This is a genomic window from Nisaea sp. (genome assembly GCF_040217065.1).
Taxonomy (GTDB): domain Bacteria; phylum Pseudomonadota; class Alphaproteobacteria; order Thalassobaculales; family Thalassobaculaceae; genus Nisaea.
The window spans coordinates 630,163-650,115 of the sequence record NZ_JAVJNX010000005.1 but is presented as its reverse complement, the minus strand read 5'-3'; the positions used below and the strand labels follow the sequence as shown (position 1 = coordinate 650,115).

15 protein-coding genes are annotated in these 19,953 nt (G+C 62.0%); 8 read left to right on the top strand and 7 right to left on the bottom strand.

The genetic code is table 11. From position 1 onward, the window contains the following. Window positions 1-13: 13 nt before the first annotated feature. The 4 genes from RH950_RS07725 to RH950_RS07710 all read right to left on the bottom strand — a co-directional run bounded on the left by RH950_RS07725 (window position 14) and on the right by RH950_RS07710 (window position 4,372). On the bottom strand, window positions 14-1,030 hold the full coding sequence (locus tag RH950_RS07725) for an FG-GAP repeat domain-containing protein (protein WP_350055355.1): 1,017 nt from the start codon (window positions 1,028-1,030) through the stop codon (window positions 14-16). Window positions 1,031-1,249: 219 nt separating this feature from the next. After that, the gene (locus RH950_RS07720) at window positions 1,250-2,767 is read right to left on the bottom strand and encodes a tripartite tricarboxylate transporter permease (protein ID WP_350055353.1); all 1,518 of its coding nucleotides are present in this window, start codon (window positions 2,765-2,767) and stop codon (window positions 1,250-1,252) included. Window positions 2,768-2,792: 25 nt separating this feature from the next. Next, window positions 2,793-3,290: a tripartite tricarboxylate transporter TctB family protein gene (locus RH950_RS07715; RefSeq protein WP_350055351.1), complete on the bottom strand. Its 498-nt coding sequence runs from the start codon at window positions 3,288-3,290 to the stop codon at window positions 2,793-2,795. A gap of 110 nt (window positions 3,291-3,400) precedes the next feature. Continuing rightward, window positions 3,401-4,372, bottom strand: coding sequence for a Bug family tripartite tricarboxylate transporter substrate binding protein (locus RH950_RS07710; RefSeq protein WP_350055349.1), 972 nt, complete (start codon window positions 4,370-4,372; stop codon window positions 3,401-3,403). A gap of 609 nt (window positions 4,373-4,981) precedes the next feature. On the opposite strand from RH950_RS07710, the gene RH950_RS07705 reads away from it, so the two are divergent. The 4 genes from RH950_RS07705 to ppdK all read left to right on the top strand — a co-directional run bounded on the left by RH950_RS07705 (window position 4,982) and on the right by ppdK (window position 13,184). Next, on the top strand, window positions 4,982-6,679 hold the full coding sequence (locus RH950_RS07705; RefSeq protein ID WP_350055347.1) for an NAD(P)H-dependent oxidoreductase subunit E: 1,698 nt from the start codon (window positions 4,982-4,984) through the stop codon (window positions 6,677-6,679). After that, entirely contained in the window at window positions 6,676-9,456 is a 2,781-nt protein-coding gene (gene fdhF, locus RH950_RS07700; RefSeq protein WP_350055345.1) for a formate dehydrogenase subunit alpha, read from the top strand. The genes RH950_RS07705 and fdhF overlap by 4 nt, the downstream gene beginning before the upstream one ends. Before the next feature lie 19 nt (window positions 9,457-9,475). Next, entirely contained in the window at window positions 9,476-10,297 is an 822-nt protein-coding gene (locus tag RH950_RS07695) for a universal stress protein (RefSeq protein WP_350055343.1), read from the top strand. A 199-nt stretch (window positions 10,298-10,496) separates the two neighbouring features. Then, window positions 10,497-13,184, top strand: a complete 2,688-nt coding sequence (gene ppdK, locus RH950_RS07690) for a pyruvate, phosphate dikinase (protein WP_350055341.1) — start codon at window positions 10,497-10,499, stop codon at window positions 13,182-13,184. Window positions 13,185-13,250: 66 nt separating this feature from the next. Here the strand turns inward: ppdK and RH950_RS07685 are convergent, their stop codons facing one another. Further along, a complete protein-coding gene (locus RH950_RS07685) occupies window positions 13,251-13,760 on the bottom strand; it encodes a hypothetical protein (protein WP_350055339.1) in 510 nt (169 codons plus the stop codon). A 248-nt stretch (window positions 13,761-14,008) separates the two neighbouring features. On the opposite strand from RH950_RS07685, the gene RH950_RS07680 reads away from it, so the two are divergent. Then, on the top strand, window positions 14,009-15,613 hold the full coding sequence (locus RH950_RS07680) for a gamma-glutamyltransferase family protein (RefSeq protein WP_350055337.1): 1,605 nt from the start codon (window positions 14,009-14,011) through the stop codon (window positions 15,611-15,613). A 143-nt stretch (window positions 15,614-15,756) separates the two neighbouring features. On the opposite strand, the gene RH950_RS07675 is transcribed toward RH950_RS07680, so the two are convergent. Then, complete coding sequence (locus RH950_RS07675; RefSeq protein WP_350055335.1) at window positions 15,757-16,206, bottom strand: GNAT family N-acetyltransferase; 450 nt, start codon at window positions 16,204-16,206, stop codon at window positions 15,757-15,759. Window positions 16,207-16,228: 22 nt separating this feature from the next. Further along, window positions 16,229-17,314: a divergent polysaccharide deacetylase family protein gene (locus RH950_RS07670; protein ID WP_350055333.1), complete on the bottom strand. Its 1,086-nt coding sequence runs from the start codon at window positions 17,312-17,314 to the stop codon at window positions 16,229-16,231. A 129-nt stretch (window positions 17,315-17,443) separates the two neighbouring features. On the opposite strand from RH950_RS07670, the gene RH950_RS07665 reads away from it, so the two are divergent. Genes RH950_RS07665 through trpC form a run of 3 tightly spaced genes read left to right on the top strand, consistent with a single transcriptional unit; the run spans window position 17,444 to window position 19,921 of the window. Beyond that, window positions 17,444-18,076: an anthranilate synthase component II gene (locus tag RH950_RS07665; protein ID WP_350055331.1), complete on the top strand. Its 633-nt coding sequence runs from the start codon at window positions 17,444-17,446 to the stop codon at window positions 18,074-18,076. Beyond that, on the top strand, window positions 18,073-19,122 hold the full coding sequence (gene trpD / locus RH950_RS07660; protein ID WP_350055329.1) for an anthranilate phosphoribosyltransferase: 1,050 nt from the start codon (window positions 18,073-18,075) through the stop codon (window positions 19,120-19,122). Before RH950_RS07665 ends, trpD begins: the two co-directional genes overlap by 4 nt. Continuing rightward, window positions 19,115-19,921, top strand: a complete 807-nt coding sequence (gene trpC, locus RH950_RS07655; RefSeq protein ID WP_350055327.1) for an indole-3-glycerol phosphate synthase TrpC — start codon at window positions 19,115-19,117, stop codon at window positions 19,919-19,921. The genes trpD and trpC overlap by 8 nt, the downstream gene beginning before the upstream one ends. The last annotated feature ends 32 nt before the right edge of the window (window positions 19,922-19,953 follow it).

Here is a 19,953-nt window from a genome sequence, read left to right as displayed (position 1 = left end):
CCGCGGAAGGTTTCTACGGGGTCCAGCGTATCTCGAACAGAGTGCCGTCCCCGTCCAGGTAGACGGCGCTGTGCGGACTGGTAGAGACGATCCCGGAGCGGGGCGCAGACGGAATGGACACGGCGGCAAGCCTTTTCAGGCCGTCTGCCGTCAAGGCAACCGCGGCAATGGCATCATATCCCCGGACCGGCAGGATCAGGTCAGGGTTTCCATCGCCATCCACATCGGCAACCTCCGACATGTCCTGAACCGTCGAGCCGCCATGGTGGTTGGCATAGCCGCCCATGCGCGCCTGCTCCCGCAGACGGCCCCCGCGCCATTCCAGAAAGACCAGCTCGCCCCGGATATGCGGCCGGTCGACGTAGGCGATCTCGGTAAAGCCGTCGCCATCGAAATCGTCGATCCCGGCGATGTTCAGCCAGCGGTACGGCGCTCCGATCCTTGCCGAATTGGCTAGCCGTATCAGCGAGGGGTTGCCGTCACTGTCCCGGCCCAGGCCGAACACCGCAATCCCGGCGCCATCGGTCGCCGATGCCGTGATGGTTACAACTTCCGGCCGGCCGGGCTGTTCCCGATCGAGATCCACAATCCTCGGTTCCAGATCCTCGAATACTTCGTCCGCTGGCACCGTATACCGCGCGGGTTTCCCGCCCTCCTCCTGCACCACCAGTGTCAGGGCTTCCACCGGATCCCCGAGAGCCCCATGGCCATAGTCCTCCGTCTCGTCAGTGTACCAGGCCATCACCCGGCCAGAGAAGCCAGAGGCAATCCGGCCGTCCTTCACAATCGGAAACGGCAGAAGGTCCGGCGGCGGGTACCGCTGGTCCAGTGTCGTCTCGACAACCTGCCCGTCCCCCTGAACTTCATACGCCGCATTGCTACCGTCCACTGCCAGAACGCGGCCGGCGGACCGCACAAGCACGCCGCCGGGAACTGACAGGCCCAGATTGCGGACAGACAGCTCCGCTGCAGATGACGGCATGGCCGCCAACGCCGCGATGACCGTCAACAGAGCTTTCGTAAGCCGCATGCGCTCACCCTAACCGAGGTCCCGATCTCAATGATGAACAAGGTAGCTAAAATATGGGACCGGGAGAGACAAAATCCCTCCCCACGATGAAACGGCCTCGTTCACTGACACGCGGGTGAGCGCGGGCCGGCGCCCCGTGTGACGGAGTCTGCGAACCAAAAAGGGCGGCCTCGACGGCCGCCCTTCTCTGATTTTGTCGGTGGGCGAAATCTACCGGGGTTACACCCCGGCGTTTTTCGCCTGCTTGCGTTTTTTCCGGAAAACCTGCACCAGCGGCAACAGCAGCAGAACAATTGCGATCATTGTGATCGGTCCGGCAATCGGCCTGGTGAAGAATACGGTGGCATCGCCGCCCGAGATGATCAGGCTCTGCCGCAGGGCCGGTTCGGCAATCGGGCCAAGCACGATGGCAAGGACCGCCGGTGCCAGCGGATAGTCCAGCTTGCGGAGCGCATAGGCTCCGAAACCGAAGAGCACCATGAGCCAGACATCGTGCATGTCCTCTGTCGGCGCGTAGCCACCAACCAGGCAAAGCACGAAAATGATCGGCGCCAGCACGGTGAACGGCATCTTCAGCACATAGAGGAAGACCGGGATGAAGAGGATGTTGATGATCACCGCGAAGAAATTCGCGGCATAGAGACTTGCAGTCAGGCCCCAGACGAAATCCGACTGCTCGATGAACATCATCGGTCCCGGTACAAGTCCCCAGATCACCATCCCGCCGAGCAGGATCGCGGTGGTTGGAGAGCCCGGAATTCCAAGCGTCAGCATGGGCAGCATGGCGCCTGTCGACGCGGCATTGTTCGCTGCCTCCGGCGCAATCACGCCGCCAACATCCCCTTTGCCGTAATTCTCCGGATTCTTCGAGGTCATCTTCGAGATGCCGTAGGCCATCAGCGCGCCGGGCGTCGCGCCCGCCGCCGGCAGAATGCCGACAAAGAAACCGAGCAGTGAGCCGATCCAAGCCGGCTTCCACTCCGTCACGACATCTTTCATGTGAGAAATCGTTCGGGAAGCGGAAATCTCCACCTTAGACATCATCGGGTTGCCCCGCGTGGAATCGATGGTCCAGAGCATCTCGCCAATACCGTAGACGCCAATCGCCAGCACCAGGAAATTGATGCCGTGCAGGAAGCCGATAATGTCGAAGAAAACCAGACGCGGCGTGCCGCTGATGATGTCCATGCCGACGGCACTGAACACCAGGCCGATACAGATGGAAAAAACGGTCTTGGCGATATCATCACCACCTAGGCCGACAAAGGTCGCGAAAGCCAGCAGCATGAGCGCGAAGATTTCCTGATCCCCGAAATCAAGCGCCACACTGGCCAGCGCCGGCGCAAAACCGGTGAACAGAATGATCGAGATGGTGCCACCGAAGAAGGACGCCATCGCTGCCGCGATCAGGGCCTTGTCGGCAAGTCCTTTCAGGGCAAGCGGACGCCCGTCGAAGGTTGTCGCGACCGCTGTCGATGCCCCCGGTATCCCGAGCATGATCGAGCTGATCGCGCCGCCATACATCGCGCCGTAATAGATCGCGGCGAGAAAGATGATGGCCGATGTCGGCGGCACAAGAAAGGTAAGCGGCAAAAGGATCGCCACGCCATTGACCGATCCAAGGCCCGGCATCGCGCCGATAAACAATCCGACCGTCACACCGACAACGACCAGACCGAGATTGAGTGGCTCGAACGCAATCAGAAAGCCGCCCAGAAGATGCTGAATGATGTCCATAATCTAATTTCCCCTGGCCGGTCGTCTAAAGAAAGATGTCGTAAAGCGGGTAAAACAGCGGCTCCAGGTATCCCTTGGGCAGCACGATTCGCATGGCGACGTCGAAGAAAAAGAAGATCACGACCGGCGCCGTCCCCGAGATCACCAGCGTCGGAACCCAGCCGTGTCGCCCAAGGACTCTGAGATAGAACAGCATGAATACGGGCACGGCTCCGTAGACGCCGATGACATGGACCATTGCCACCAGAGCAACCACGCTGCCGCCAACCAGCAACAACATCCGGATCGCGTGAGCATCCATGAACTGGTCCTGGGACCGGGACTGCGGCGTCGCCCTGCGAACCCAGTTCACGATTGTCCAGATGTTACAGATCAACATGATGGCGGCCAGCCAGAACGGCCATGCCCCGCCTCCGGGACCTTCGTGCTTTACCCAGCCGATATTCAGCTCGGTACTCTTCCACATCAGGTAGATGGAAAATGCTGCCAGCAAGACAGCCGTGACCAATTCCGCGCGACGCATGTCCGGCGACCTTCCTCATTCGATCATGAATAGAATAAAGAGATGGGATGCCTGATCCCTGAAATCACAGCCCCGACGCGCTCAGGCCCCGGGGCTGCTCAGATTGGTGATCAGGAGGCGCCTGCCTTGGCCAGCATCTTGCGATGCGTCTCGTTGTTGACCTTCCAGTATGCCTGGAGCTCGGCTCCGGACAGGAAATCGCCGTACAGGCTCTTGCTCGTGCGGTAATCCTGCCATTCCTTGCTGTCGAAGACCTTCTTGAACAACGAGGTGTAATAGGCCTGGGCGTCCGTCGACATGCCCGGTGCGCCAACGACACTCCGCTGCATGTAATAGGCGAAGTCCTGACCCTTTTCCTTCATGGTCGGTGCGTCCGGGAACTTGTCCAGGCGCCCATTGGTGAAGGCCACCAGCGGAATAGCCGCACCGGCGTTATAGAAGCCTTCGATTTCCGACGGATTGTTCACGGAGGAATTGATGTGCTTGCCGGCAACCTGCTTGGCCACCGTGCCGCCACCCTTGTAGGGAACGTACTTCATCTTCAGGCCGAAATTGGAGTTCAGGAAATCCGTGATCAGCTGGTCTTCCTGCAACTTGCCGGTACCGCCCATGACCCACTGATCACCGACGCTCTTCACATGGTCGACCCACTGTTCAAAGCTGGTCAGGCCTGCATCCTTATGGACCCAGAGCAGGAAGGTATCTTCCGCCATCCGCGCAACCGGCGCGAATTTCAGGGAGTCGACCCCGAGCCCGGGCTGGCGCATGGGCGTCGTGTAGAAGCTGTTCAGGGTCACCATGATGGTGTGGTCCTGATCCTTCGCATTCTGGACATGCACGAGGGCTTCAGCACCCGACCCGCCAGGTTTGTTGATCGGGATCAACGGCTTGGAAGCCATCTTGTGTTTTTCAACAATGGTCTGCATCAGGCGGGCCATCTTGTCCGCGCCACCGCCTTTACCAGCCATAATAATGAAGTCGATCGGCTTCACCGGCTCAAACGCCTGCGCAGGTGCAGGAACGGCAAGTCCGAGACCGGCAACAATAGCCAAGCCCATAAGACTGCGTCTTGAGATTTTCATAGAACTCCTCCCTATGTTGTTCGTCGGGCAACTTATTGTTTTGTTTTTGCCCGTCGCCATATCGTAGTCCCGCTTTTCGGTGAGGACCAACAACTTTTCATGGCATGAAAATGGTATACCAAGGCAAAGTATCTTGTATACCAGTTTCTCCTGAACAGTATGTTCACTGGGCGCGCCATGCGGGAATGCGCAAACAGAACAGCGCAGATTTGTTGAGGCTTTTCTATAATATGACACTATTCTGGCACTCGACAGCCTCCTGACACCCCACTATGGTATACAAGATGCCACCATTTATCGACTTGCTGACGCGACCAAAAAAGAACGCACACTGAAGTAGGGTTTATTCGATTTATTGGCGACTTCCGGCTCGATCTCCGGGGCGTGGGAATGATAATCCCGGGCCATGGCAGGCCAAGCCGGGCCTGACGTGCAAAAGCACGCAACGACGTAAAGGCGACGCTCAGAAGCGAATTGATGGCGCGCTTGGACGAAGCAAGAGAACAACCGACCGATAGCGTTCCATGGGACGCTATCGGAAGTCGATCAGGATCCGGTGACAAGGATCCCGGGATATGCTGAGGAAGCAACAAGAAGGCCGCAAAGACCATGAATCAGATAAAAGTCGGGAAAAAAATCCATCCCGGTTCGGGCCGGAGAAAGGCCCCTGCGCTGCCGAAAGGGCGATTCCTTGATGGTGACGACAGCGACCGTGTCCGCGCGATCCTCGGCGACCTACCGCGACGCCGGGACCTGCTGATCGAGCATCTGCATCTGATCCAGGACAGCGAGGGGTGCCTGCCTGCCGGCCTGCTGCACGCGCTGGCTGCCGAAATGCGCATCCCGATGTCCGAGATCTATGAAGTCGCGTCGTTCTATGCGCATTTCGACATTATCCGCGACGGTGAGGAACGCCCTGCACCGGTGACCATCCGGGTCTGCGAGTCTCTCAGCTGTGCCCTTTCCGGCGCGGAACGCCTGATCTCGGAACTTGAGGCCAACGCTGGCGCCGACATTCGTGTGTTGCGCGCGCCCTGCATGGGTCGTTGCGATCTGGCACCCGCAGCCGAAGCCGGCCACCGACATGTGGATCACTGCACGCCGGAAAAAGTGCTCGAAGTCGCCAGGAGCGGCCATCTGCACGCGCATATTCCGGACTACAAGGCTTTCGACGCCTATCGCAAGGACGGCGGCTATGCCGCGCTTAAGGCTTGCACCTCAGGCTCCCGGAGCGTCGAGGACGTGATCGAAACCCTCTCCGAAGGCGGCCTGCGCGGCCTCGGCGGCGCCGGCTTCCCGACCGGGCGGAAATGGAGCTTCGTGCGCGCCGAACAGGGTCCGCGCCTGATGGCTGTCAACGGTGATGAAGGCGAGCCCGGCACGTTCAAGGACCGACTGTTCCTGGAGAGCAATCCGCATCAGTTCCTGGAAGGCATGCTGATCGCCGCCTGGGCGGTCGAAGCCGAGACGGTCTATATTTATCTGCGGGACGAATATCCGGCAGCCCGGGCCATCCTGCTGAAGGAAATCGCCGCCATCGAAGCGGCAGGCCTGACGAAACATACCAGGATCGATCTGCGGCGCGGCGCCGGCGCCTACATCTGCGGCGAAGAATCGGCCATGATCGAGTCCATCGAGGGCAAGCGCGGCCTGCCGCGCCACAGGCCGCCCTATGTCTCGGTCAACGGCATCTTCGGCCGCCCCACACTGGTGAACAATATCGAGACGCTGTACTGGGTCCCCGAGATCCTGAAGAACGGTGCCGCGTGGTTCGCCGACCAGGGCAAGAATGACTGCAAGGGCCTGCGCAGCTATTCCGTTTCCGGCCGGGTAAAGAATCCGGGCGTGAAACTGGTTCCGGCCGGCACTACCGCGCGCGAGCTCATCGAGGTGCATTCCGGCGGCATGGCCGATGGACACAGCTTCAAGGGCTACCTGCCCGGCGGACCGTCCGGCGGTATCCTGCCGGCCGAGATGGCGGACATCCCGCTCGATTTCGGCCAGCTGGAGAAGCACGGCTCCTTCGTCGGCTCCCATGCGGTTGTCATCCTGTCCGACAAGGACGACATGAAGGACGTGGCCCTGAACCTCCTCAAATTCTTCGAGGACGAGAGCTGCGGCCAGTGCACGCCCTGCCGCAACGGCACCGAGAAGGCCGTCAAGCTGATGCAGCAGCCAAGCTGGGACACAGACCTGCTTGAAGAACTCAGTGCGGTCATGGCGGACGCCTCCATCTGCGGACTCGGCCAGGCGGCGCCCAACCCGATAAGATCAGTAATGAAATATTTCCCGGGAGACCTGAAATGAGCGATCGCATCTCTTTCGAGTTGAACGGCGAAACCGTCGAAGCCCAGGCAAGCGAGACCATCTGGCAGGTGGCGGACCGCCTCGGCACCGAAATCCCGCATCTCTGCTGGCAGCCAGAAAAGGACTACAGGGCCGACGGCAACTGCCGGGTCTGCATGGTCGAGGTCGAGGGCGAACGTACCCTTACCGCTTCCTGTGTGCGCACCCCGACGCCGGGCATGAAAGTGCAGACGGCGAGCGAACGCGCTAAGAAATCCCGCGATATGGTGTTCGAGCTGCTGATTGCCGATCAGCCGGAACGCAAGACCAGCCACGATCCGGACTCAAAGTTCTGGAACTGGGTCGACCAGATGGAAATCGGGGATGCCAGCCGCTTCCCCGGCGCCGACCGGCCGAAGGCCGATCTCACGCATTCGGCCATCTCGGTCAATCTGGATGCCTGCATCAATTGCAATCTCTGCGTCCGGGCCTGCCGCGAAGTGCAGGTCAACGACGTGATCGGCATGGCCTATCGCGGGCATGGTTCGAAGGTCGTGTTTGATTTCGACGCCGGCATGGGCGAGTCCACCTGCGTTGCCTGCGGCGAATGCGTCCAGGCCTGCCCGACCGGGGCGCTGATGGAAGCCAACCTGCTCGACAAGGCCGGCACGCGGACAGAATACGCGGACAGGGTCGTCGACACGCTCTGCCCCTATTGCGGCGTCGGCTGCCAGACCCGGGTGCATGTGAAGGACGACAAGATCCTGCATATCGACGGACGGGACGGTCCGGCAAACAACAACCGGCTCTGCGTCAAGGGCCGCTTTGGTTTTGATTACATCCACCACCCGGACCGGCTGACCGTGCCCCTGATCCGCCGCGACGACGCGCCGAAAGCCGGCGACATGCAGATCGACCGGGGCGAGGTCTCTAAGTATTTCCGCGAGGCGACCTGGGAAGAAGCCCTGGAGCGGGCGGCATCGGGCCTGAAAAAGGTAATCGATCGCGACGGCGGCGACGCGCTGGCCGGTTTCGGCTCGGCGAAATGCTCGAACGAGGAAGCCTATATCTTCCAGAAACTGATCCGGCAGGGTTTCGGCACCAACAATGTCGATCACTGCACCCGGCTCTGCCACGCTTCGTCGGTGGCCGCCCTGATGGAAGGGCTGAATTCCGGTGCCGTGACGGCTCCCTTCACCGCGGCCGAGGACAGTGACTGCATCATCGTCATCGGTGCCCGGCCGGCGGAGAACCATCCGGTTGCCGCGACGTTCCTGAAGGCCGCAGCCAAGAAGGGCGCGGAGCTGATCGTCATGGATCCGCGCGGCCAGAATAACGGTCTCGCCCTCCATGCAACCAAGGTCCTGCAGTTCAAGCCCGGCTCCGACGTGGCCCTGCTGAACGGCATGCTGCACACCATCGTCGAGGAAAATCTCTACGACGTTCAGTATGTCGCCGCGAATACAGAGGGTTTCGAGGCATTGAAATCCAGCATCAAGGATTTCGCGCCGGAAAAGATGGAGGAGATCTGCGGCATTCCCGCCGAGACCATCCGTTCCGTGGCCCGGCTCTACGCCACATCCACGGCATCGCTGATCTTCTGGGGCATGGGTGTCTCCCAGCATATCCACGGCACGGACAATGCCCGCTGCCTGATCGCGCTGGCGCTAACCACCGGACAGATCGGCCGGCCCGGCAGCGGCCTGCATCCGCTGCGCGGCCAGAACAATGTGCAGGGCGCCTCCGATGCCGGCATGATCCCGATGGTCTTCCCGGACTACAAGTCCGTCGAGGATCCCGGCATCCGCTCGGCCTATGAGGAGTTCTGGAAAACGGACCTGCCGCCGGTCAAGGGCCTGACCGTGGTCGAGATCATCGACGCCATCCTGCGCGACGAGATCAAGTCCATGTATATCCTCGGCGAAAACCCGGCCATGTCCGATCCGGACCAGAATCACGCGAGGGCGGCGCTCGCCCATCTCGAACATCTGGTGGTACAGGACATCTTCCTGACCGAGACCGCCTGGCATGCCGACGTGGTGCTGCCCGCCTCCGCCCATGCGGAAAAATGGGGCACCTTCACCAATACCAACCGCCAGGTGCAGATTGCCCGTCCCGTTGTGCCGGCCCCGGGTCAGGCCCGGCAGGACTGGGAGCTGGTCCAGGAGCTGGCGCAGAGGATCGGGCTGGACTGGAATTACAGCCACCCGTCAGACATCTTCGCCGAAATGACCGAGATCATGCCGTCCCTGAAGAACATCACCTGGGAACGGCTGGAGCGGGAAGAGGCAGTCACCTATCCCTGCGACGCGCCGGACAAACCGGGCAATGACATCATCTTCGGCGACCGGTTCCCCACAGCATCCGGCCGCGCGAAGATCGTTCCGGCCCAGGTCACGGCACCGGCCGAGCTGCCGGATGCGGATTATCCGATGATCCTTACCACCGGCCGGCTGCTTGAGCATTGGCACACCGGCAGCATGACCCGGCGTTCCGCAACCCTGGACGCTCTGGAGCCTGAAGCCATTGCCGGCCTGAACCGCTGGGACATGAAGCGAATGGACGTGCTGGCCGGCGACTATGTCCGGGTCACCACCCGGCGCGGCACGGTCACGCTGAAGGCGCGCCAGGAAGTGGACGTGCCGGAGGGCATGATCTTCATCCCGTTCTGTTTCGCAGAGGCGGCCGCAAACCTGCTGACCAATCCGCAGCTCGACCCGATGGGCAAGATTCCAGAGTTCAAATTCTGCGCGGCCAAGATCGAAGCCGTGCGGGAGAATGTGGAAGCCGCCGAATAGGCGGCTATGGGAGGAATGAATGGCAATCAAGGATCTGGCCGTCGCCTATAACGGCACGGCCAACAGTCACGCCGCGCTGCGTCTGGCAGTGCGTATGGCCAAGAAATATGCTGCGGCCGTCACAGGGCTGCATGTGAATCCGCCCATCCACCTCGATAACCAGACCCGCCAGTGGATACCGGACAGCATCCTGGAAACCCTGCAAAAGGCGGAACGGGACAATGTCTCCGGCATCAAGGAGCAGTTCCGCCAGGAACTGGCAGCCCTTGGGCATACCGGCAACGGGGACTGGTTCGCGGAACAGGGTGAGCCGAACCGGGTCCTGGCGAAAGCCTCTCGATATTTCGATATCCTGCTCGTCGGCCAATTCAACGCATCAGGCGGCGTGACGGCTCAGATCCGGCCGGAGGATATCGTGCTGCTCTCTGGAAAGCCTGTCATTGTGGTGCCGCAGCAATATCAGGACCGCCCCTTCAACGAATTTGCCGTTGTAGCCTGGGATGGCAGCCGGCCTGCCGCCCGCGCCCTGACCGACGCCATGCAGATCCTGGAGACCAAGAGCCGGATCGACATTGTTACCGTGGTCCCGAAGGATACGCCGCCCGATTGCGGCCACGACATCCTCCGCCATCTCCGCCGGCACGGAATCGATGCCCGCCAGGTCGTGCTTCCGGACAATGGCGGGATCGCCAAGACCATCCTCGGACACTGCACCAGCACAAACCCCGACATCCTGGTCATGGGAGCCTATAGCCGGACCCGTATTCGCGAGGACATTTTCGGTGGAACGACACGGGATGTGCTGGAGAATCTTACGGTTCCCGTCCTGATGGCACACTGATTCCAAAAATCCTTGTCATGAAAGAGTCAAATTCCGCCCGGAACTGCGACTCTTTCCTTCCAACAATGCCATTCTTTGAGTAAACACCATCCGACCCCGTTGCCCTCTTCGCAGGTGCAACAATCAAACGATGCCGATCGCCCCGGGGCGCGCCTGTCCCGGACGCCAGGCACCGGAACCATGACTCGGAGAGCGGATCTTGGCCAAGTGGGTGTACAATTTCGGAGCAGGCAAGGCCGACGGTTCGGCCAAGTTGCGGGAGCTGCTGGGCGGCAAGGGTGCAAATCTGGCGGAGATGGCCAGCCTTGGCCTTCCGGTACCGCCGGGCTTCACGATCTCGACCGAGGTCTGCACGCATTATTACGCCAATGGACGCAACTATCCGGGCGACCTGGCAGAGCAGGTTGAAGCCGGTCTGAAAGCCGTTGAGGACAGCCTCGGCCGCGGCTTCGGCTCGACCGAGAAGCCGCTTCTGGTTTCCGTACGCTCCGGCGCCCGCGCCTCCATGCCCGGCATGATGGACACGGTGCTCAATCTCGGCTTGAACGACGAGACCGTCGCCGCCCTCGCCCGCGAGACCAGTGACGAGCGTTTCGCCTATGACAGCTTCCGTCGCTTCATCCAGATGTACAGTGACGTCGTGCTTGAGGTGGAACATTACAATTTCGAGGAAATCCTCGAGGAATACAAAGAGCTGAAGGATTTCAGTCTCGACACCGAGATGATGGCGGACGACTGGAAGAACATCGTCTCCGAATACAAGGCCCGGGTGAAAGAGGTTCTCGGCAAGGAATTCCCCGAGGATCCGAAGGAACAGCTCTGGGGCGCCATCAGTGCCGTGTTCGGTTCCTGGATGAACCAGCGCGCGAACACCTATCGCCGCCTGCATGACATCCCGGAAGCCTGGGGCACTGCCGTAACCGTGCAAAGCATGGTGTTCGGCAATATGGGTGACGACTGCTCGACCGGCGTCTGCTTCTCCCGTAATCCCTCGACCGGCGACAACCGCTTCTACGGCGAGTTCCTGGTCAATGCCCAGGGTGAGGACGTAGTGGCCGGCATCCGCACGCCGCAGCCGCTGACCATCGCCGAGCGCGAGGAAGGCGGCGGCGACCTTGCCTCCATGGAAGAGGTCCAGCCGGAGGTCTACAGGGAGCTGGTGGCGATCCGCGACAAGCTGGAAGCGCATTACCGCGACATGCAGGACATGGAATTCACGGTTCAGCAGAACCGGCTCTGGATCCTGCAGACACGGAACGGCAAGCGGACTTCCGCAGCCGCACTGAAGATCGCCTGCGATCTCGTGCGCGAGGGTGTGATCGACAAGCGCGAAGCCGTGAAGCGGATCGACCCGGCCCAGCTCGACCAGATGCTGCACCCGACCCTCGATCCCGATGCCACGCGCGATGTCGTCGGCCGCGGTCTGCCCGCCTCTCCCGGCGCCGCCAGCGGCCAGATCGTGTTCACCGCCGAGGAGGCGGAGGAATGGGTCAAGGCCGGCAAGAAGGTTGTCCTGGTTCGCAACGAGACCAGCCCCGAGGATATCGGCGGCATGCATGTGGCCGAGGGCATCCTGACGACCCGCGGCGGCATGACCTCCCACGCGGCCGTCGTCGCACGCGGCATGGGCACGCCCTGCGTTTCCGGCGCGGGCGAGATCAAGGTCGATGGCAAGAACAAGGTGATGCTGGCCGGTGGCCGCGAGTTTGCCGAAGGCGATGTCATCACCCTGGACGGCACCACCGGCGAGGTGATGAAGGGTGAAGTCGCCACCATCAAGCCCGAGCTGACTGGCGATTTCGGCGAGCTGATGGGCTGGGTGGACGAGTTCCGGACCCTCGGCGTGCGGGCCAATGCGGAAACCCCGCTGGATGCCCAGACCGCCATCGATTTCGGTGCCGAAGGCATCGGCCTGTCGCGGACCGAGCACATGTTCTTCGATCCGGAGCGGATCGTGCACATGCGCGAAATGATCCTGGCCCGCGATCCGGACGCCCGCCGCGCCGCCATTGCCAAGCTTCTGCCGTACCAGCGCGAGGACTTCACCGCCCTGTTCCGCATCATGAACGGGCTGCCGGCGACCATTCGTCTGCTGGATCCGCCGCTGAACGAATTCCTGCCGCACACGGACGAGGAAATGCAGGCCGTGGCCGATGCCGCCGGCGTTTCGCTGCGCGCGCTGCAAATCCGAAAGGCGGAACTGGACGAAGCCAATCCGATGCTGGGTCATCGCGGCTGCCGCCTCGCCGTCACCTATCCGGAGCTTTGCGAAATGCAGGCCCGGGCCATCTTCGAAGCCGTAGTTGCTGTGAAGAAGGAAGGCATCACGGCCATTCCGGAAGTGATGATCCCGCTGATCGGCACAAAGGCTGAAATGGACGATCAGGCAGAGATCGTCCGGCGGATCGCAGACGCGGTGAAGAAAGAGTCCGGCGAGGAGTTCGATTACATGGTCGGCACCATGATCGAGTTGCCGCGCGCCTGTCTGGTGGCCGACGAGATTGCCGAGACGGCCGAATTCTTCAGCTTCGGCACCAACGACCTGACGCAGACCACCTTTGGCTTCTCGCGTGACGATGCCGGCAGCTTCATCGACGAATATCTGCGGCGCGGCCTGTTGCCGGCAGATCCGTTCATCACCATCGACCGGGATGGCGTCGGCGCATTGGTGCGCATGGGCGTCGAAAAGGGCCTGAAGACCCGCCCGGACCTGAAGATGGGGATCTGCGGCGAACATGGCGGCGACCCGCAATCGGTCCGCTTCTGCCACGAGGTCGGCCTGACCTACGTGTCCTGCTCGCCCTACCGGGTGCCGATCGCCCGCCTCGCGGCGGCCCAGGCAGCCATTGACGAGGCCGATGCGGCGGGAGCCCGCGACGCAGCCTGAGGGCGAGATACCTGAATGGAAAACGCCGCCTCGAAGGCGGCGTTTTTATTTCGGAAAAGACCGAACTTACTCGAACTGCTTAATTTTATCGCGGCATTCCTCGTCAGCAACATCGGTGTCGGCGATACTGACGATGAAATTGTCATTGAACGCATTCGGATCATTCATCGACGCCGTATGCAGCTGTCCGCTGAAATCCTGCGCCGGGTTTACCGCCGTGGTCGTCAGGCTGACATGCCCCGCCGGAAGGCCCCCGACCCCGGCATCATAAGTTGCCGTATAGGTATTCGGAAGCCGTTCGACAGGAGACTGGTCGCCGACATTGGGAATTGCGTTCTCGGTATCCAATCGTAACGCACATTCGGTGGCGGGATTGACGATCAACAGATTTGCAAGAACCTTGTTGAAAGACAATCCGCCACCGGCAAAATTGAACCTCTGCGGCCGCAGATCCAGTACTGCACCGGCATTCGCCGTCAGCAAACCCCGGTAGAATTCTTCCGCTGCCGCTGTCCCCGTCCCGGCGGAAACGACTAGCGCCGCAACGGCGGCAATAATTCCGCTTTTCAAGCTCATAACTCTGATCTCCCTTGCTTCTGAAAGCGGCCACGTCACCTCGCGGCCGCCTCAAGAGGGAGACGCGTCAGATTGTTGCTGTGTGAAGATCCGCGGCGTCCTGAGGCGGCCGCACACCCGGTCTCAGGGACATGTTTTGGATTGATCATCCCTGTCGTCACCGGCATCCTCACTCCAGTCGTGTTCTGCGGCTCACGCTGGATGCGGGTGTCCTGCTCGCCTCGCTTCAATTCAATGGGGGAATTTCGATGGGTGTCGCCGTCTATTCACACGGCCGTCCGACAGTGCGTGCGGTTGGCGGAATGGTCTCTTCCGCCCACCCGCTGGCCTCGGCGGCAGGTGCCAGGATGCTGGAGGCTGGCGGCAATGCATTCGATGCCATCGTCGCCACCGCCGCAGTTCTCAACGTCGCCGAGCCGTTCATGTCCGGCCTTGCCGGGCTCGGGTGTGCAACAATCTTCACGGCCAAGGAACGGAAAGTCCGCGTTCTCGATTTCCACCCGCCGGTTCCGTCTGCATTCGATGCCGGCAAACTGAACAGTCTCGCCATCCGAGACGGGGCGAATGCCAGCGGAACGCCGGGCAACCTGGCCGGCTGGTGCACGCTTGCCTCCGAACTCGGCACACTTCCCTTGAGCACCCTCCTGGCGCCAGCAATAAAGCATGCGCGACAGGGTGTTCCTGTCTCACCATTCTTTGTCGAGATGGTACGGGTCAGCCGTCCGAGAGCAATGCAGCCGGAATGGCTCTCCACCTATATCGACCCGACCGGCGACGCCACCCTCAACGCCGTCCTGAAGCAGCCGGATCTGGCGGGTACCCTGGAAGCCATCGCGGCCGAGGGGCCTTCCTATCTCTATGACGGCCCGCTCGGGCGAAAGATGATCGCCCATCTTCGTTCGCTCGGCGGCTGCATGTCTGAGGGTGACCTCGCCGCCGTCGCGCCCGTCTGGGAGGAGCCGGTGGTCACGAATTATCGCGGACTCGACGTTCACGTGCCGCCGCCGCCTGCCGAATCCTTTCAGTTCCTGCTGACACTGAAACTGCTCGACGGCCTCGATATCGGCGCCATGGAGCATCTTTCGGCGGGTCATCTGGATATGATTTTCCGGGCCGTCCGCCTGGCGGCGGAAACCCGCATCCGCAACAACAAATGCACTCCGGAACGGGTGGCAGAGCTGCTCAGCGAACGCTACGCCGCCCCCCTGCGTGACCGCCTCCTCGATCCGGCACCGATCATCGGCCGCACGGAGCAGTTCGGCGACGGCCCTCTGCCCGGGGGCGCGGAACTGCGCGAGCACACGACATCCTTTTCCGCTATCGACCGCGATGGCAACGCGGTGTGCCTGACCCAAAGCCTCGGATCCATGTTCGGCTCCGGTGTCGTCATTCCGGGAACGGGCGTGACAATGAACAACTTCATGAACTGGGGCGACCTTCACCCGGACTCTCCGAACCATCTCGTCGGCGGGCAGCGTTTCGGGATGTGTCTCGCCCCCTCCATCTCGCTGAAGGACGGCCAGGCCGTGCTGGCGCTCGGCACCCCCGGAAGCTACGGCATCCTGCAAACCCAGGCGCAGGCCATGGTCCATCACCTCGATTTCGGTCTCGACCTCCAGGCCGCCATCGACGCCCCCCGCGCCCGCCTCTGGGACGGCGCCAAGGTCAATCTCGAAGCACGCGTGGAGGATTCGGTGATCGAGGAACTGAAACGGCGCGGCCATGAGATTGAGGTCACAAAGCCCTTCTCCATGGAGTGCGGCGGCATGCATGCGATCCGCCGCGATCCGAAAAGCGGCGCCCTTTCGGGTGCTGCGGATTCGCGCCGTGACGGAGCGGCCATCGCAATCTGAAACGTCTCTCGAAGAGACCGCCCGGCTTCGGCCGGGCGGGACCTGGCCGGGAAGCCTGCCATAGCAACTCAACCAGCTCGTTCGCCCGTTGCCAGTGATCAGGCGTCAACGGTTTTCCCGGGACACCCCCAAATACCGCGCATTCAGGCCGCCTTCAGCATCTCGTAATGCGGAATGCCGTCCTCGTCATAAGGGCCGCGGACAATCTCATATCCGACGCTCAGATAAAAATCCTTCAGATGGGCCTGCGCGTTGAGCCGGAACGGGACATCCCCGTACAGCGCCCGGGCACGGGCATGCCCTTCCTGCATCAGCTTGCGGGCCAGTCCCATGCCCCGGGCCTGCGGCGTCACCAGTACCCGGCCGAGCGCCGGCTCGTCGTAATAGTCGCCGGGGCCGAGAATGCGCAGATAGGCGAGAAAGTTCCCGTCCTCCGCCCGCCCGATGAGATGACGGGCGAGATGGTCCTTGCCGTCGATGTCCGGGTAGAAGCATTTCTGCTCAAGGACGAAAATATCCTGGCGATGGCGCAGAATGTCATAGAGATCGACACATGTGAGGCTTTCAAAACCCTCGAATGTCCATTCAAGCATGATCGCTCCCTTTCCAGGATGGTTACGAACGTCCAGCCTGCTGCCATAGCGCCGGATAGCGCCTGCGGACAAGAGCCGAAACCGGAACGATTGCGAAACCACGCGCGATTGCATCCGGAATCCAGTCCCGCAGCACCGAAATCGTCGCATCGTGCGGATGACCGATGGCAATGGCGGCACCGGTTCGCAGCGCAATCTTTTCCAGTTGCTCCAGACGGAATCGCACTTCTTCCGGCGTGTCCTCATTGTCCAGGAAGACATCCCGCGTCAGCACCGGCACCCCGGCAGCGCGCGCCGTGTTGGTCCCGGCACTGTCCGGGGCCGTCACCGAATCGAGAAAGAACAGGCCCCGGCTGCCAAGGGCGGTCATGACGGTCTGCATCCCCGCGCGATCAATGGTAAAGCGGCTGCCCATGTGATTGTTGATGCCGACATATCCCTCGAACCTGGAAAGCCCCCATTCGAGCTTTTCAGCAAGCTGCGCGGGCGTGTCGCGCACCCTGAGGACATTCGGGCCAGGGTCTGCATCGGCGCTCTTCGGCTGCATCGGGACATGAACCATCAACTCGTGGCCTCGCGCCCGTGCCGCTGCGGTTTGCCTGGCAAGATCCTCGGCATAGGTCAGGAAAGACAGGGTCATCGGTCCCGGCAGGGCAATCACGGCATCGGAGCGCCGCCGATCGATTCCGACATCGTCGATCACCAGTGCAATCATCGGTTTGCCGGCTTCCGCCTTGACCGTCACCGCGTTCCGGATCCAGGCCGGTATGCCGGATCGGCCGGGTTCCGGGTCCGGCGGAACCACCGTCAGCGCCACTTTCGGCAGCGCGTCCGCTACAGGTTCCGCAACCTCGGCAACAAGTCGATCCAAAGCCGCCTGGTCCAGCGGCTTCGGTCCCGCCCGTTCCGGCGCGACCAGCGCTGCCTCCGGGTTTATCCGGGCTGTCTCACGTACGGCAATCTCGCTCGGCGCGCCGATAGACGGCTGCGCGCCGAACTGCATCCCGGCCCAGAGCCCGGCTGCAAAGACCGCCAGCACGAACGCACCGCCACCGGCAGCAAGAACGAGCGTGCCAAACCTGCTATTACCAGTGCGTTTCCGCGCCATGAACGGGTCCAAAAGGGTTTGCCAAGCCACGCGTGCCGGGGCAGTCTCTATCGACGCGCGCGGGGGCCTGCTATAAACACTAGAAGAGCCTTCGATCTTACATCAACACAATTCGATAAAAGTCTGAAAATGTTCATACTTATCGACAATTACGACAGCTTCACCTACAATCTCTGGCACTTTCTGGGATCGCTCGGGGTCGATGTCGCCGTCCACCGGAACGACCAGATCACCGTCGATGAAGTGCTGGCGCTGAAGCCAAGTGGCATCGTGCTCTCGCCGGGTCCGCGTGATCCCAACCAGGCAGGCATCTGCCTTGAGCTGATCGAGCGCGCCGCGGGCACCATCCCGATCTTCGGGGTTTGCCTTGGGCACCAGTCCATCGGTCAGGCTTTCGGCGGCAAGATTACCCGAGGTCCGGTGCCGATGCACGGCAAGATCAGCAAGGTCAGCCATCCCGGCAAAGGTGTCTTCGAGGGGCTGCCAAGCCCGTTCGAGGCAACCCGCTATCATTCGCTGGTGGTTGACCGCGCCTCCCTGCCGAACTGTTTCGAGATCACGGCGGAGACCGATGACGGCATGATCATGGGCATCCAGCACCATGAGCTGCCGCTGCATGGCGTCCAGTTCCATCCGGAAAGCATTGCCTCCCAGTACGGCCACAAGCTCTTGCAGAACTTCATCCGGCTCGCCGGTGTCGATGCGGAGCCTTTGCGGCCGCTGGACGAACTCGAGACAGAATTGCGGAAAACCGGAACATGACCGGCGACATCCAGGACATGAAGTCGCTCATCGGGCATGTGGCGACAGGCGCAGCGCTGTCTGAAGAACAGGCACAGACGGCCTTTGACATCATCATGTCCGGCAATGCGACGCCGGCACAGATGGGTGGCTTCCTGATGGCCCTTCGGGTGCGCGGCGAAACAGTCGAGGAAATCACCGGCGCCGCCCGGGCGATGCGGGCAAAGGCGCTTCGCATCTCAGCCCCGGCCAATGCCATGGACACGGTCGGCACCGGCGGTGACGGCGCCAAGACCTACAATATTTCCTCCGCCAGTGCCTTTGTCCTCGCCGGAACCGGCCAGCCCGTCGCCAAGCACGGCAACCGCGCCCTGTCCTCCCGCACCGGTGCGGCCGATGTGCTGACCGCGCTCGGCATCAACAACGAGTGCGACATGAGCCTGGTGCAGAAGGCCATCGACGTGGCCGGTATCTGCTTCCTGATGGCGCCACGACACCATTCGTCGATGCGCCATGTCGGCGGCACCCGTGTCGAGCTCGGCACCCGCACCATCTTCAATCTGCTCGGCCCGCTCTCCAATCCGGCTTTCGTGAAGCGCCAGCTGGTCGGTGTCTTTGCCAGCGAATGGGTGGAACCGGTGGCCCAGGTGCTCGGCAAGCTCGGCTCCGAAAGGGCCTGGGTCGTGCACGGCTCCGACGGCCTGGATGAAATCACCACGACCGGCCCGACCTATGTCTCCGCGCTGGAGGACGGCAAGGTCCGGTCCTTCGAGATTTCTCCGGAGGATGCGGGTCTACCCCTGGCGAAAGCGGAAGATCTCAAGGGCGGTGCCCCGGAAGAGAACGCGAAGGCGCTCCGGGCGCTGCTGGAAGGCCAGCCCGGCCCCTATCGCGACATCGTGCTGTTCAACACCGCCGCCGCCCTGATGGTGTCAGAGACGGTCACGAGCCTGAAGGACGGTGTCGCCCTCGCGGCGGAGACCATCGACAGCGGCAAGGCACTGGCGAAACTCGAAGCCCTCATCAAAGTCACAAATTCCCTCAACGAGGCGGTAGTCCATGACTGATATCCTCGCGAAAATCTGCGCGGACAAACGTGAATATGTCGCCACCTGCAAGGCAGGCCGGCCGGTGGGAAAGCTGAAGGCGCGTGTCGACGAGGCGTCGGCGCCCCGCGGCTTCGGCTCGGCCCTGAAGCGGGCTTCCCGGGTCGGCTACGGACTGATCGCCGAGGTCAAGAAAGCCTCTCCCAGCAAGGGCCTGATCCGGGCTGATTTCGACCCGCCGCGCTTGGCCGAAGCCTATGCGGGCGGCGGTGCCACCTGTCTCTCCGTGCTGACGGACATGCCGTATTTCCAGGGCCATGACGACTTTCTGATCGCCGCCCGGAACACGGTCACACTGCCGGTCCTGCGCAAGGATTTCATGCTCGATCCCTATCAGATCTGGGAATCCCGCGCCCTCGGCGCCGATTGTATCCTGCTGATCATGGCGGCGCTGGAAGACGCTCAGGCGGCCGACCTTGAGGCGCTGGCAATGGATCTCGGCATGGACGTGCTGGTCGAAGTGCATGACGGCGCGGAACTCGACCGGGCGCTGGCGCTGAAATCGCCGCTGATCGGCATCAACAACCGGAACCTGAAGACCATGGTGACGGACATCGCGACCACAGAGGAACTGGCCGCGCGGGTGCCGTCGGACCGGCTCCTGATCTCGGAGAGCGGCCTGAACGAGCCGGCCGATCTCGCCCGCATGGCGGCCGTCGGCGCCCGCTGCTTCCTGGTCGGCGAAAGCCTGATGCGGCAGGACGATGTGCGCCGCGCCACCGCAATCCTGCTGAACGAGCCCGTGCCGGCTGTCGCCTGACCGCCCGGCTCCGCAAAAGCACACGGAAGACA